The sequence below is a fragment of the Humidesulfovibrio mexicanus genome (assembly GCF_900188225.1).
GTDB classification, from domain to species: Bacteria; Desulfobacterota; Desulfovibrionia; order Desulfovibrionales; family Desulfovibrionaceae; genus Humidesulfovibrio; species Humidesulfovibrio mexicanus.
In genome coordinates this window covers 12,239-26,004 of sequence record NZ_FZOC01000002.1, presented here as the reverse complement: position 1 = coordinate 26,004, position 13,766 = coordinate 12,239, and the positions used below count along the sequence as shown (strand labels likewise).

The 13,766-nt window shown below is 69.5% G+C and carries 10 protein-coding genes; 6 read left to right on the top strand and 4 right to left on the bottom strand.

The window, feature by feature from the left end:
* Positions 1–138: 138 nt before the first annotated feature.
* The 6 genes from CHB73_RS03885 to CHB73_RS03860 all read left to right on the top strand — a co-directional run bounded on the left by CHB73_RS03885 (position 139) and on the right by CHB73_RS03860 (position 10,202).
* The gene (locus CHB73_RS03885; protein WP_235641507.1) at positions 139–1,452 is read left to right on the top strand and encodes a hemolysin family protein; all 1,314 of its coding nucleotides are present in this window, start codon (positions 139–141) and stop codon (positions 1,450–1,452) included.
* A 130-nt stretch (positions 1,453–1,582) separates the two neighbouring features.
* Positions 1,583–4,324 carry a cation-transporting P-type ATPase gene (locus CHB73_RS03880; protein ID WP_089272328.1) on the top strand — a complete coding sequence of 914 codons (2,742 nt, stop codon included), beginning with the start codon at positions 1,583–1,585 and terminating at the stop codon, positions 4,322–4,324.
* A 31-nt stretch (positions 4,325–4,355) separates the two neighbouring features.
* Positions 4,356–6,407 (top strand): cation:proton antiporter domain-containing protein, encoded by a 2,052-nt coding sequence (locus tag CHB73_RS03875; protein WP_089272326.1) that lies wholly within the window; start codon positions 4,356–4,358, stop codon positions 6,405–6,407.
* Positions 6,408–6,431: 24 nt separating this feature from the next.
* Positions 6,432–7,889, top strand: coding sequence for a hypothetical protein (locus CHB73_RS03870; protein WP_089272324.1), 1,458 nt, complete (start codon positions 6,432–6,434; stop codon positions 7,887–7,889).
* Entirely contained in the window at positions 7,870–8,997 is a 1,128-nt protein-coding gene (locus tag CHB73_RS03865; RefSeq protein WP_089272322.1) for a pyridoxal phosphate-dependent aminotransferase, read from the top strand. The genes CHB73_RS03870 and CHB73_RS03865 overlap by 20 nt, the downstream gene beginning before the upstream one ends.
* A complete protein-coding gene (locus tag CHB73_RS03860; protein WP_089272320.1) occupies positions 8,994–10,202 on the top strand; it encodes an MFS transporter in 1,209 nt (402 codons plus the stop codon). Before CHB73_RS03865 ends, CHB73_RS03860 begins: the two co-directional genes overlap by 4 nt.
* Positions 10,203–10,225: 23 nt before the next feature.
* Here CHB73_RS03860 and CHB73_RS03855 read toward each other — a convergent pair whose 3' ends face one another.
* The 4 genes from CHB73_RS03855 to CHB73_RS03840 all read right to left on the bottom strand — a co-directional run bounded on the left by CHB73_RS03855 (position 10,226) and on the right by CHB73_RS03840 (position 13,765).
* Positions 10,226–10,612: a zinc ribbon domain-containing protein gene (locus CHB73_RS03855; RefSeq protein ID WP_089272318.1), complete on the bottom strand. Its 387-nt coding sequence runs from the start codon at positions 10,610–10,612 to the stop codon at positions 10,226–10,228.
* Positions 10,613–10,625: 13 nt separating this feature from the next.
* Positions 10,626–11,420 (bottom strand): M48 family metallopeptidase, encoded by a 795-nt coding sequence (locus tag CHB73_RS03850; RefSeq protein ID WP_089272316.1) that lies wholly within the window; start codon positions 11,418–11,420, stop codon positions 10,626–10,628.
* A gap of 103 nt (positions 11,421–11,523) precedes the next feature.
* Complete coding sequence (locus CHB73_RS03845) at positions 11,524–13,107, bottom strand: DNA repair protein RecN (RefSeq protein ID WP_089272314.1); 1,584 nt, start codon at positions 13,105–13,107, stop codon at positions 11,524–11,526.
* Positions 13,100–13,765 carry a YkgJ family cysteine cluster protein gene (locus CHB73_RS03840; RefSeq protein WP_089272312.1) on the bottom strand — a complete coding sequence of 222 codons (666 nt, stop codon included), beginning with the start codon at positions 13,763–13,765 and terminating at the stop codon, positions 13,100–13,102. The genes CHB73_RS03845 and CHB73_RS03840 overlap by 8 nt, the downstream gene beginning before the upstream one ends.
* Position 13,766: the final 1 nt, after the last annotated feature.

The window sequence follows — 13,766 nt, the reverse complement described above, 5'->3', positions numbered from 1 at the left end:
GCCCCGGGCGCACGACCGGGGCCTTTTTGCGTTCTCCCGGCCGCAGCGTGCGGGCGCATTGTCTTTCCGGCGTCAAGGCCATATCCTGGAACATCGTTCCGCGCCGCCGACGCCGAAACAGCAACGGGGAGAGCCGCCGTGCCCGTCGAAGCCCTCTGGGAGATCCTGGCCATACTCCTGCTCATTCTCCTGAACGGCTTCTTCTCCTTGGCGGAAATGGCCCTGGTGGCCTCCAGAAAGTCGCGGCTGGCCACCATGGCCCGGCAGGGAAACAGCAGGGCCGCACAAGCCCTGAAGCTGCTGGAGGAGCCCGATCGGCTCTTCTCCACGGTGCAGATCGGCATCACCCTGGTGGGGGTGCTGGCCGGAGTGTTCGGCGGCGCCACCCTGTCCGTGCACCTGGAGGCCTGGCTGGCCGCACAGCCCCTGCTGGCGGACCACGCCGCAGGACTCTCCCTGGGCATCGTCATCCTCTGCATCACGGTCTTGAGCCTTGTCCTGGGCGAACTGCTACCCAAGAAGGCGGCCTTCTCCGACCCGGAACGCTTCGCCTGCCTCACCTCCCCGGCCATGCTCCTGGTGCGGGCCGCGGCCCGCCCTGCTGTCGGCCTGCTCGCCATGACCTCCCGCGCCCTGGCCCGGCTCATGGGGCTTACGCGACAGCGGCAACACATCACCGAAGAAGACATCAAGGCGCTCATCAACGAAGGCGTGCACGCCGGGGTCGTGCCCCTTCAAGAGCGCGACCTGCTGGAACGCGTGTTCCGCCTGGACGACAGAGGCGTGGCAACGCTCATGACGCACCGGTCACGCGTGGAGTGGCTGGACTTGGACGCCCCGGAGCAGGAGAACCTCGCGCGCATGGCCCAGAGCGCCCACTCCCGTTTTCCGGTGTGCGCGGGCGAGCTGAACGACATCGTCGGCGTGGTCAAGGCCAGGGACTACCTGGCCGCCCGCGCCACAGGCCATGCGGCCCCGCTTTCCGAGCACCTGCGGCAGCCCGTGTTCATACCGGACACGGCCCGCTCCTCCGCCCTGCTGGAAGCCTTCCGCAACCGCAGCGAGACGCGCTTCGCCGTTGTGGTGGACGAATACGGCGACATCATGGGCATCGCCACCCTGCGCGACCTGCTTGAAGCCATTGTGGGCGACCTGCCGGACCAACACGACGAAGGCGAGCCCCAGGCCGTCGCGCGGGAAGACGGCTCCTGGCTGCTGGACGGGCTGCTGCCCCTGCGGGAGGCCTGTGCGGTCGTGGATTTCTGCTGGCCGCAGGACGAGCCCCGGCGCATCGAGACCCTGGCGGGCTTTCTCATGCACCAGTTGGGCAGGCTGCCCAAGATCGGCGACGTGATCCACTGGAAAGGCCTTCGCTTCGAGATCGTGGACATGGACGCCCGCCGCATCGACCGGGTGCTGCTTTCCAGGGAGCAGACGCAAGCGGAACAGTAGCCCCTTCCCTCGGCCCGGCTTGCCATCATGGCGGCAATGGGGCAATATCGGCATAGATGCGGACCTTCCGGCCCCCCGGTCCCAAGGGGCGCCGCAGCCGCAAGACCCCGCTCGCAACAGGGAGACCGGCATGAACGAAACCGCCCCCCTCTGGCACGCCATGAGCGCCCAGGATGCCGCCAAGCGCCTGGACACAGACCCGGAACGCGGACTCTCGTCCGGGGAGGCCGCAGAACGCCTGCGCCAGCACGGCCCAAACGCCCTGCCCGTGCGCAAGGGCAAGTCCGCCCTCACGCGCTTTCTGCTCCAGTTCCACCAGCCGCTGGTGTACATCCTGCTGGCGGCGGGCGTCATCACCGCCCTGCTGGGCGAGGTCGTGGACTCCAGCGTCATCCTGGGCGTGGTGCTGGTCAACGCCGTCATCGGCTACCTGCAGGAGTCCAAGGCCGTGCGCGCCCTTTCCGCGCTTTCGGCCACCATGACCACCGAGGCCACGGTGCTGCGCGACGGCGCCCCCGTGCGCCTGGACGCCGCCGCCCTCGTGCCCGGAGACGTGGTCATCCTGCGCTCCGGCGACAAGACGCCCGCTGATGTGCGCATCCTGTCCTCGCGCGAACTGCGCTCCGACGAATCCATGCTCACGGGAGAATCCCTGCCGGTGGAAAAATCCGCCGACCCCGTTTCGCCCGACGCCGTGCTGGCCGAGCGGCGCTCCATGGCCTTTGCCGGGGCCCTGGTCACCTACGGCCAAGGCCGCGCCGTGGTGGCGGCCACCGGAGCGGGCACGGAGTTGGGCCGCATCTCCTCGCTCATGGAATCCGCCGACGAACTGGAGACCCCGCTCACACGCAAGATCAGCCGCTTCAGCCATCTCCTGCTGGTGGCCATCCTTGTCCTGGCCGGGCTGAACTTCGCCCTGGGCCTGTGGCGCGGCGAAACGGCCGTGGACATGTTCATGGCCTCGGTGGCCCTGGCCGTGGGCGCCATTCCCGAAGGGCTGCCCGCAGCGGTGACCATCATCCTGGCCATCGGCGTGTCGCGCATGGCCGCGCGCCGGGCGGTCATCCGCCGTCTGCCCGCGGTGGAGACGCTGGGCAGCGTCACGGTCATCTGCACGGACAAGACCGGCACCCTCACCGAGAACCAGATGACCGTGCACAGCCTGTGGGCCGCCGGGGTGGAGGCGCTGGTCGGCGGCACAGGCTATGCGCCGGAGGGCGAGATCACCGCGCCCGGCGGACTTTCCGCCGCGCACCGGGAGTGCCTGCTGGCCGGGCTTTTGTGCAACGACGCCGTGCTGCGCGCCCCGGGCGAGCCCGGCGGCAACGGCGCGCCGAGCGCCACTTGGCGCGTGGAGGGCGACCCCTCGGAGGCGGCGCTGCTGGTCAGCGCGGCCAAGGCCGGGCTTTCCCGCGCAGAGGAGCAGGCCGCCTGGCCGCGAGTGGACGAGCTGGCCTTCGAGTCCGAGCGGCAGTACATGGCCACCCTGCACAAGAATGCGGACGAGGCCGTCATCTGGCTCAAAGGCTCCGTGGAGCGCGTGCTGGAGCGCTGCGGCCAGGCCCTGGCGGCAGATGGAACGCTGGAGCCGCTGGACGCTGCGGCGGTGACGCGCAAGACAGAGGAGCTTGCCGCTCGTGGCCTGCGCGTGCTGGCCTTCGCCAAGGGAACCCCCGCTCCGGACGCCGCGGCCCTGGAGCATGAGGACGTGGCCCTGGGACTCGTCTTCCTTGGCCTGCAGGGCATGATCGACCCGCCCAGGGCCGAGGCCGTGGACGCGGTGGCCGCCTGCCGCCGCGCCGGGGTGCTGGTCAAGATGATCACCGGCGACCACGCCGGGACCGCCGTGGCCATCGGCCGGATGCTGGGCCTTTCCGGACCGTCCTGCGAGGCCGACGGCCACTGCCGCGCCCTGACCGGGGCGGAGCTTGCGCGCTTGTCCGATGCGCAGTTCGCGGCCGAGGCCCGCGCCGTGTCGGTGTTCGCCCGCGTCTCGCCGGAGCAGAAGCTGCGCCTGGTGCGCGCCCTGCAAGCCCAGGGCGAGGTGGTGGCCATGACCGGCGACGGCGTCAACGACGCTCCGGCACTCAAGCAGGCGGACATCGGCGTGGCCATGGGCCAGGCTGGCACCGACGCAGCCAAGGAGGCGGCGGACATGGTGCTCACCGACGACAACTTCGCCAGCATCGCCGCAGCGGTGGAGGAAGGCCGCGGCGTGTTCGACAACCTGGTCAAGTTCATCGCCTGGACGCTGCCCACCAACCTGGGCGAGGGCATGGTCATCCTGACGGCCTTCCTTTTCGGCGTGGCCCTGCCCATCCTGCCGGTGCAGATCCTCTGGATCAACATGACCACCGCGGCGGCCCTGGGCCTCATGCTCTCCTTCGAACCCAAGGAGCCGGGCATCATGGACAGGGCGCCGCGCGCACCCGGCAAACCCATCCTGGACCGCCTGCTTGCCGGGCGCATCGCGTTGGTGGGCGCGCTCCTGCTGGTGACGGCCTTCGGGCTCTTCGAGTACGAGCTTTCGCGCGGGGCCAGCCTGGAGCAGGCCCGCACCGTGGCGGTCAATGTCTTCGTCCTGGTGGAGACGGCCTATCTGTTCAACGCGCGTTCGTTCCGCCGCTCGCCCTTTGCCCTGGGCTTCTTCTCCAATCCCTGGGCCAGTTGGGGCGCGGGGCTGATGCTGGCGCTGCAAGGCGCCTACACCTACGTTCCGGCCATGAACGCCCTTTTCCAGAGCGCGCCGCTGGCCCCAAGGCAATGGCCCCTGGTGCTCGGCTCGGCCGTGGCGGTGTTCCTGCTGGTGGAAATCGAAAAGAAGCTGCGCAACGGCTTGAGAAGAACCGCCAGCGCATCACATTCGACTTGACACAAAACGCGTTGGAGGCAAATTTCACCGCATGGAAATGCCTTTGTTCAAAGAATTCGTCATCATTTTCGCGCTGTCCATCGCGGTCATCTATTTTTGCCACAAGATAAAGCTCCCGGCCATCGTGGGCTTCCTCATCACCGGCGTGCTCGCCGGGCCGTACGGGCTCGGCTTCGTCAAGGCCGTGCACGAGGTGGAGACCATCGCCGAGGTTGGCGTGGTGCTGCTCATGTTCACCATCGGCATGGAGCTTTCCCTGGGCGAGTTGGCGCGCCTCAAGCGCCAGGTGTTCCTGGGCGGCGGCGCGCAGGTGCTGCTCACCATCCTCGTTTTCGACGCCCTGGCCATGCTCATGGGCTACGAGCCGGGCCAGGCCACCTTCTTCGGCTTCCTGGCGGCGCTCTCCTCCACGGCCATCGTGCTGCGGCTCTTGCAGCAGCGGGCCGAGATGGACAGCCCCCACGGCCGGGTCAGCCTGTCCATCCTCATCCTGCAGGACCTCATCATCGTGCCCATGATGCTGCTGGTGCCCTTCCTCTCCGAGCGCGGCTCGGCCTTGAGCACCTCGCTGCTGCTCACGGGCCTGCAGGGGGCGGGGCTGATCCTGCTGGTGTTCTTTCTGGCGCGCAAGTTCACCCCGCGCATCCTGCGCTCCATCGTGGGCACGCGCAGCCGCGAGCTGTTCCTTTTGTCCACCTTGAGCCTGTGCCTGACCATCGCCTGGTTCACGTCCAGCCTGGGGCTGTCCTTGTCCCTGGGCGCGTTCATGGCCGGGCTCATCATGTCCGAGTCGGAATACAGCCTAAGCGCCCTGGAGGGCATCCTGCCCTTCCGCGACGTGTTCACCAGCGTCTTCTTCATCTCCGTGGGCATGTTGCTCGACGTGCAGTATGTGGTGGCCAACGTGGCCCTGGTGGGCGGAGCCACGGTGCTGGTGCTCCTTATCAAGGCGCTGCTGGCGGGGGGCGCGGCCTTCATCCTGGGCTTCCCGCTCAAGCCCGCGGTGATGGTGGGCCTGGCCCTGTGCCAGGTGGGCGAGTTCTCCTTCGTGCTGGCCAAGGCCGGGGTATCGCACGGCCTCATGAACCAGGAGAACTACCAGCTTTTCCTCGCGGCCAGCATATTGACCATGGCCGCCACGCCGCCGCTCATCGCGCTCTCGCCGCGCGTGGCCCAGCGCCTGGCCTCGCTGCCCGTCTTCGCCCGCATGAAGCCCCGGCCCCTGGAGCAGGAAATGGAGCAGGCCTGCTCCGGCCACGCCTGCGCGTCCGACCACCTCATCATCGTGGGCTACGGCATTGGGGGCCGCCATCTGGCACAGGCCGCCAAGCGCTTCGGCATCACCTACCGCATCATCGAAATGAACCCCGAAACCGTGCGCAAAAGCGCGGCCGAGGGCGAGCCCATCATGTTCGGCGACGCAAGCCAAAGCGCCGTGCTGGAGCACGTGGGCGTGGCCCAGGCCCGCGTGCTGGCCATCATGGTCAACGATCCCCCCAGCACCCGGCGCATCACCGACGCGGCGCGCAAAACGAACCCTGGTCTGCACATCGTCACGCGCACGCGCTTCCTGGCGGAAATCGGCCCGCTCATGGAGCTTGGCGCAAGCGATGTCATCCCTGAGGAATTCGAGACCTCGGTGGAAATCTTCACCCGCGTGATGATGCGCTACCTGGTGCCCAGGGCGGACATCGAACGCTTCACCCAGGCCGTGCGCGCGGAGGGCTACCAGATGCTGCGCACGCCGGACGCCCAGGGCGAGAGCTTCGAGGCCCTGAGCAGGCAGTTCCCGGACATGGACCTGAGCGCGCTGACCATCGAACCCGGCTGCGTGCTGGACGGCAAGACCCTGCTGGAAAGCGACCTGCGCCGTCTGCACGGGCTGACCATGGTGGCCGTGGGGCGCGGCGGCGAGGTGATGGCCAACCCGGACGGCACCCTGCGCCTGCAGGGCGGCGACGTGGCCTACGTGTTCGCCTCCCATGCGGACATCGCCGCCAAGGCCGGGCTGTTCACGGGCCGCAAGCGCGCCTGGGAGACGGCAGACAGCCCAAACGCCGCGCGGCAGGACCAACAAGGCTGAGGCGCGCCGCCGCGCGAAAGACATATGCGCCAGCTTTTTCCAACGCCAGCGGGCCGTAAGCGTGACGCCCGCACGACCTTCAACGCCCGCGAGGACGCCGTGCCAGCACAACACTCCCAGCGCATCAGCCTTGAGCTTCCGCCGGACGTCGAGTTCCTGCCCTCGGCCACGGCCGCGGCAGAAAACGCCGCGCGGGTCTTCGGCCTGGACGACACCGGCGCGCTCAGGCTCTCCCTGGCGGTGGAGGAGTTCTTCGCCTACCTGTGCCGCTTCGCCGGACGGGAGGAGCCCCTGCGCATGACCCTCTCCCAGGGCGGCGCCTTTACGCGGGCCGCCTTCCGCTTCCGCGCGGGCGAGGTGAGCCTCAGGGCGCTGAACTTCGCGGCCAGCGTGGACCTGTGCGCCGAGGGCGAAAGCTGCTCCCAGGAGGCCGAGCTGGGCCTGCTGGTGGCCTCGCGCACCACGGACAGGTGCAGCCTGGAGGCCAGCGGCGCCGACGTCTATGTGCTGACCGCCGAGGTGGACCGCCAGTACCCCGAGGCCGAGCCCCTCACCACGCCCAGGGAGCTTTCCGGACCGATCAGCATTCCGGACACGGAGCACGCCTCCCCCGGCGAAGGCCAGCTGCGCCACGCGGCGCTCCTCGCCGCCGGGCGCTACCCCGCGCGCTCCTGCCCGGCCAGTTTCTTCCGCCCCGGACGCTTTGCGGACATGGTGGCCAGCGGGCAGTACCGCGCCCTGCTCGCCCAGGACGCGGCCGGCCGACCGGCCGGGCTTTTGTGCTGGCGGCAGTCCGGCCCGCGCGCGGTGGTGTTCTCCGGACCCTACGTGTTCGACGACTCCCCCGGCCGCCCCCTGGCCCGCGAGACCGCGCGGCTGCTCACGGAGCGTTTTCTGGCCACGGTGGCCCGCAGCGAGGTGGTCTGCGCCTTCAGCGAGCGGCCCACCGCCGATGTTCCGGAAGGCTGGTTCGAGTCCCTGGGCGTGCTGACCCTGCGCGGGGGAGCCGAAGAGGCCCCCGGCGAACAGGAAGCGCTGTTCCGCCACCTGCGCGAGGACGCTGGCGGCGCGGTGTGGGCCAGCCCGGATCTTGCCCCGTTCCTGGAGCGGCAGTACGGCCTGCTGGCCTTCCCGCGCGACATCCTCCGCGCCGAGCCCGCGCACGAAAAGCTGTTGCCCGCCCACTCCCTGCTGGCCACCTCCTACGACCGCAGGCGCGGCCTGGCGCTTTTGAAGCCCCTGCTGGACGGCCGGGACTTCCAGGCCAATCTGGCGGCCCATGTGCGGGCCATCGCCGAGCAGGCCGAGGAAGCGGGCGTGGCCCACGGCCCGGACCTGCTGCTGCACCTGGACCTCTCCGAACCGTGGCAGGCCGCGAGGTATCCGGCCATCGCCGCCTGCGGCTTCGCCCCCAGGCTCATCCTGCCCCACGCGGGCGTCTCCGACCTTCTGGTGTGCCAGCATGTCCCTGCCGATTGCTGAGCTGGTTCCGCCGCACATCCGGGCCTTCGAGGCCTATGTGCCCAGCCGCCCGGACCCGGAGCTGTGCCGCACCTACGGCGTGCAGCGCCTGCACCGCCTGAACAACAACGAGAATCCCCTCGGGCCGCCGCCGGCCGCCCGCCGCGTCATCGAGGGCTTTCCGCCGCCGGGCGCGGCCGTGTACCCCAGCGGCGACTGCCACTACCTGCGCGCCGCCCTGGCCGAACGCTTCGGCAAGGATCCGGAGCGCTTCCTTGTGGGCAACGGCTCCTGCGAGGTCATCGCCAGCGTCATCAAGGCCTTCTGCGACAAGGGCGACAACATCGTCACCGCGGACAAGACCTTTGCCGTGTACGAATGGGTGGCGGAGTTCTCCGGCTTCCACGCCCGCCTCATCCCCCTCAAGGACTACGCCTTCGACGCCCAGGGGATGCTGGCGGCCATGGACGCGCGCACCAAGATCCTCTTTGTCTGCAATCCCAACAACCCCACAGGCAAATGGTGGCGGCGGGACGAGATGGAGCGCTTTCTGGCCGGGGTGGACGGCCGGGCAATCGTGGTGCTGGACGAGGCCTACCGCGAATACGTGGACGACGAGGACTTCCCCGACGGCATGGAGCTGATGGAGCGGCACAAGAACGTGGTGGTGTTCCGCACCTTCTCCAAGATGTACGCCCTTGCCGGGCTGCGGGTGGGCTATGTGTGCGGGCAGAAGGAGGTGGTGGACTACATCCGCCGCACGCACATCGTGTACTCCGTCAACACCCTGGGCCAGCCCGCCGCGGCCGAGGCGCTCACGGACGATGCCGCGCACATCCGCGCCACGCGCGAAATGGTGGCCCGGGCCAAGGCGCTCCTGCTGCCCGCCTTCGACGAGATGGGCCTGGAGCACGTGTCCGGCGCGGGCAACTTCGTCATGGTGCGCACGCCCGCGTCCGATTCGCTCATGTACCGCCACCTCATGCGCCGGGGAATCATGGTGCGCACCATGACCGGCTTCCGCTTCCCCAACTGGATCCGTGTGAGCCTTGTGCAGGAGCCGGTGATGCGCGAGTTCCTGAGCGCCTTCCGCGATGTGGTGGACCTTGTGCGCGGCGGCCCGGCATGAGCGGCGACGGCGGCGGCCCGCCACGGCTGGGCTTCGAGGTTCTGGCCCTGTGCCTGGTAAGCCTGCTGTGCTTTTGCAACCTGGCGATTTTCTACGGCTTTTACAACTACCTTGAGCACCTGAACATCGACCCCGCCCTGCGCGGCCCGCTGCTGGCTCTGGAGCCGCTCACGGCGCTGGCCCTGCGGCCGTACCTGAGCACCCGGCTGACCCTGGGCAACAGCGTGGCGGCCATGGGCCTGGGCATCGGCCTGGCTGTGCTGGCCCTGGCCAGCTACCCCGTGGCCACGGCCGCGCCCGCGTTGGCTGCGGTGCGCGTGCTGCACGGCGCTGGCTACGTCATCCTGGCCTCCGGGCTCATGACGGCCTTCACGCACCTCATTCCGCCCGGCCGGGTGGCCCAGGCCTACGGCCTGCTTTCCCTCACCACGCTCTTGCCCAGCGCGCTCATGCCGCCCTTTGTGGAGGCCGTGACCCCGCACCTGCCCGGCCCCGGCTGGGCCTACGCCATGGCCGCGCCGCTGATGCTGGTCACCGCGCCCCTGCTTCTGCCCGTGGCCCGCAAGGTCCGTGCCCTGCTGGTCGAACTCGCCCCCGGACAGGACGCCCGCCCCGGCTGGAGCGAGGTGCTGCGCGGACTGAAGGCCCCGGGCGTGCGCACGCTGCTGGCCGGGCAGCTCTTGCTCATTTCCGGGCACACCATTGTGTATTTCTTCATGAAAAGCTGGGCGCTCCACATCGGCGCGGGCAATCCGGGGCTGTTCTTCACCTGCGTCAACCTGAGCACCATTGCGGTGCGGGTGCTGGGCATGGAGCAGCTGGACAGGCTCAATCCCGCGCGGACAACGGGCCTGGCCCTGCTGTTTCTGGCCGGACTGGTGCCGATGTTCTCCCTGGCGGAAAGCGAAGCCGCGCTGCTGGGCCTGGCCGTACCCTTCGGCGCGGCGCTGGGCTTGATGATGCCGCTTGTGAACGCGGCCATGTACCGGGTCAGCCCGGAACACCTGCGCGCGGCCAACGCCAATCTGCTGCTGGTGGCCCTGGACGCGGGCTTCATCCTGGGACCGGTCATCGGCGGGCACATGCTGGCTGCGGGGGCGTCGTTGCCCCTTCTGTTCACCGTTTGCGGCGGCGTGCTGCTTCTGGGCGGGCTGTGCGTGCTGCCCGTGGCCCGGCAAACCCCGGCGCAGGGCAAGGCGGCCTAAGACGGCACAATGCCGAGCGCAGGCTAGATGCCGCGCGCCCAGGCCAGCCCGGCGGCGATGACCAGTCCGCCCGCCAGATAGCGCCAGTCTTGGAACACGACCATCGCCACCGCGCTGGCCACCAGCAGCAGGGCGTAGGTCCAAATCTCCGCAGCGGAGCGCACCAGCTTCACGGCGTGCTCGTCCAGATCCCGCTCCGCCGGGGCAAGGTGTTCCCATGCTCCGCCCGCCTGCCCGGTGGCCGGGTCCGGCTCGCCCGGCGGCCTGCCAAGAGCATCCAGATCCAGCGGTGCCTGGCCATTGCGCTCGGTCTGGGGCGCGGTCCGGCGCGACTGCAGCTTGCGGCCGCAGACCGAGCAGACGTGCGCATCGTCCGGGTTCCTGGCGCCGCAGCCTGTGCAGACGATCATGCGTGCCGCCGCGCTAGCGCAAGGCCTGGCGCTGGTAATACTTGGCGCGAATTGCGCCCATTTTGGACTTGATGGCCGCTATGCGGTCCTCTGTGGTGGGGTGGGTGGAAAGCCAGCCCGGCGCGTTCTGGCCCTTGCTTTTGGCGTAGGCGTCCATCTTGCGCCACAGGGAAAGCGCGCCCGAGGGCTCGTACCCCGCCTTGGCCGCCAGGATCATGCCCACTTCGTCGGCCTCGGATTCCTGGGAGCGGCTGTGCGGCAACATCACGCCCACCTGCGCGCCCACGCCGTACACCTGGTTGAACACCTGGCTTGCGGCGGGGCTGACGCTGGAGCCCAAGGCCAGAGACGCCGCCTGTCCGCCCATCTGCGCCATAAGGGCCATGCTCACGCGCTCGCCGCCGTGGCGCAGCAGCGCGTGGGCGATCTCGTGCCCCATGACGGCGGCCAGTTCGTCGTTGCTGGTGGTGAGATCCAGGATGCCGGTGTACACGAAAACCTTGCCGCCCGGCAGGCAGAAGGCGTTCACGGTGTCCTTCTCGATCAAGCGGAACTCCCACTTGTAGTCCGGCTTGTTGGCCGCGACGGCGATGCGCTGCCCTACGCGCTTCACGCGCTCGACCTGGAGGTCGTCGCCGCTCTCCTTTTCCTTTTTGAGCACTTCCTGAGCGCTCTGCAGGCCGAGCGCCACCTCCTGGCCCTCGCTGATGAGCAGGAGCTGGCTGCGGTTGGTGTAGGCGGTCTTGGCGCAGGCCGCGGCCACCAGGGCGAGCAGGGTCACGAAGGCCCAGGCGAGTCGGCGGGTCATGGTCGGTCTCCTTGCCGGGCTGGTCAGCTCCCGGCCGGGAACAGCATACCCCGCCCGGAGCCGACGCTCAAGGGGGGAATAGCGGGCGCGCCCAGGGGGGCGATCAGGCCGTGACGCCGCTCATGCGGGCCAGTTCGGCGGCGATGGCCGCCTGGTCCAGCCGCGCGCAGCCAGTGTAGGTCATGCCGTCCACCACGTCCTTGCGCACCTGGAAATGGCGGTCGGCCAGCCGGGCCAGCTGCGGCCAGTGGGTGATGAGGATCATCTGCTGGCGCGCGGCGAGCGCCTGCAAGCGTTCGCCCACCCGGGTCAGCGTATGCCCGCCTATTCCGGCGTCCACCTCGTCGAAAATGAGGGTGGGCCGGGCGCTCTCGGCTTGCAGCCCGGCAAGGGCCAGCAGGAAACGGGACAGTTCGCCGCCCGAGGCGATCTTGTCCAGGGGCCGCGGCGGCTGGCCGGGGTTGGGCACCCAGAACAGGCGGCCGCGCAGCTCGCACAGCTCGCCCTCCGGGCCGGAATAGACCGGAGCGGGTTCGAAGGCGAACTCCACGCGGGCGTACTCGGAGAAGCCAAGCCCGGCGAGTTCCTGGCCAAGGCGCGCGCACAGGCGATCCGCCGCGTCCTTCCGCGCGGCGTTCAGGCGCTCCAGCACGGCCCCCAGGGCCTGGGCCGCCTGGGCCTCCTCGCGCTCCAGGCGCTTGGCGTCCAGGGCGCAGGAATCGAGGAAGGACAGGTTCTCCTCCACCTGGCGGCCAAGGTCCACAATCTCGTCCAGGCCCTTGTTCAGCTTGCGCTTGAGCTTGGCCAGCTCGAAAAGCCGGGCCTCGATGGCCTCGATGTCGTCCTCGCCCTCGTCCAGCCGCAAACGGCGGATGCGCGCGTCCAGGGCGGAGAGCTGGTGGCGAAAATCCTCGGCCGCCTCCCGGTCCGCGTCAAAGGAGTCGTCGAAGGGGGCCAGCTGGGCCAGGGCGCGGGCCAGCTCGCCCAGGCGCGCGGCCAGGGGAACCTCGCCCAGAAGCGCCTCCAGGGCGCGGGCGCGGGCTTCCTCCAGACGCTCGCGGCCCTTGAGGGCCTCCTTGCGGACGAGCAGCTCGTCCTCCTCGCCGGGCAGGGGGTTCACGCGGCCGATCTCCTCGCGCTGGAACTCCAGGAACTCGCGCTGGCGCGAAAGCGTCTCCATGCGCTCGGCCAGTTCCTGGCGGGCGGCCTGCACGGCGCGAACGCCCGCAAGCGCCGCATCGCGTTCGGCTGGCAGTTCCGGCGCGGCCAGAAAGCCGTCCAGAATGCGCTGCTGGAAGGCCGGCTGCAACAGCTTCTGCTGGCCGTGCTGGCTGGTGTGCAGCACCAGGCCGGGCTTGAGCTCGCGCAGGGTCTCCAGGGAGGCCAGGCGGTCGTTGACGTAGACGCGGCTGCGGCCGGTTTCAGCGGCCAGCTCGCGGCGGATGATGAGGTCTTCGGGCGCGCCGTTTTCGCCTTCCGCCACGAACACGGCCTCCACCACGGCCTTGTCCTTCCCCGGCCGCACCAAGTCCGCGCCCATGGGCTCGCCGGTGAGGAAATCAATGGCGCGCACGATGAAGCTCTTGCCCGCGCCGGTCTCGCCGGTAAGGGCGTTCATGCCGGAGGCGAATTCCAGTTCGGCGTCCTCAATGAGCGCCAGGTCGCGAATGCGCAGAAGTTCAAGCATGGTTGTCGGTCTTCCGTTTCGCCGCGGCGTCCATGTGGGTGACGAGATTGGCAAGCGGCAGGGAGTGCAGATCCCGGCTGCGGCCTTGCACATACCCCCTCTCGAAGCGGCGATCAATGTCGTCCTGGGCCACGCCGTAGAGGGGCAACAGCAGCCAAGCCATGTCCCTGGCGCGGTCCTGGGCGGTGTTGAAGATGTCGCCGGGGCGGGCCTGGCGCAGGTTCTCCCCCGGCTGGCAGGGCCGCCCGAACACATGGTGCTGGCGGCAAATGAAGGGCCGGACCGGATACACCGCGCAGGAGCGCCGCACCAGAAACGGGCAGGCGACAGGCGTCGGCCGCGTGTCCTCGGCCCCGCGCTCCAGCAAATTTTTCCGCACGCCGTGCCTGGCCCGCCCCTTGAGCATCTCCGCAACATACCACCACAGGCCCAGCACCTCGAATACCGAAACCGGGATCACCTGCCCCTCGCAGCACACGGAGCAGCCCGGCCCGCAAGCGGGCGGCGCGGCGCGGCGGGCGGTCTCCCGCGCCAATTCCTCGCGGGCGGCGGTGTCGGAAATGTGGTAGGCGTCCAGCAGGGCCGAAAGCCAGGGGTGCCGGACCTCGTGGGCGGGGTAGCGCGTGCGGTGGGGTTCGGCGGAACGCGTGGCGGCCATG

Bases quoted from the DNA above. Each gene is read 5' to 3' on its own strand.
- CHB73_RS03875 (WP_089272326.1), top strand. From the start codon at position 4,356: ATGGAAATGCCTTTGTTCAAAGAATTCGTCATCATTTTCGCGCTGTCC.
- CHB73_RS03880 (WP_089272328.1), top strand. From the start codon at position 1,583: ATGAACGAAACCGCCCCCCTCTGGCACGCCATGAGCGCCCAGGATGCC.
- CHB73_RS03855 (WP_089272318.1), bottom strand. From the start codon at position 10,612: ATGATCGTCTGCACAGGCTGCGGCGCCAGGAACCCGGACGATGCGCAC.
- CHB73_RS03860 (WP_089272320.1), top strand. From the start codon at position 8,994: ATGAGCGGCGACGGCGGCGGCCCGCCACGGCTGGGCTTCGAGGTTCTG.
- CHB73_RS03840 (WP_089272312.1), bottom strand. From the start codon at position 13,765: ATGGCCGCCACGCGTTCCGCCGAACCCCACCGCACGCGCTACCCCGCC.
- CHB73_RS03865 (WP_089272322.1), top strand. From the start codon at position 7,870: ATGTCCCTGCCGATTGCTGAGCTGGTTCCGCCGCACATCCGGGCCTTC.
- CHB73_RS03850 (WP_089272316.1), bottom strand. From the start codon at position 11,420: ATGACCCGCCGACTCGCCTGGGCCTTCGTGACCCTGCTCGCCCTGGTG.
- CHB73_RS03845 (WP_089272314.1), bottom strand. From the start codon at position 13,107: ATGCTTGAACTTCTGCGCATTCGCGACCTGGCGCTCATTGAGGACGCC.
- CHB73_RS03870 (WP_089272324.1), top strand. From the start codon at position 6,432: ATGCGCCAGCTTTTTCCAACGCCAGCGGGCCGTAAGCGTGACGCCCGC.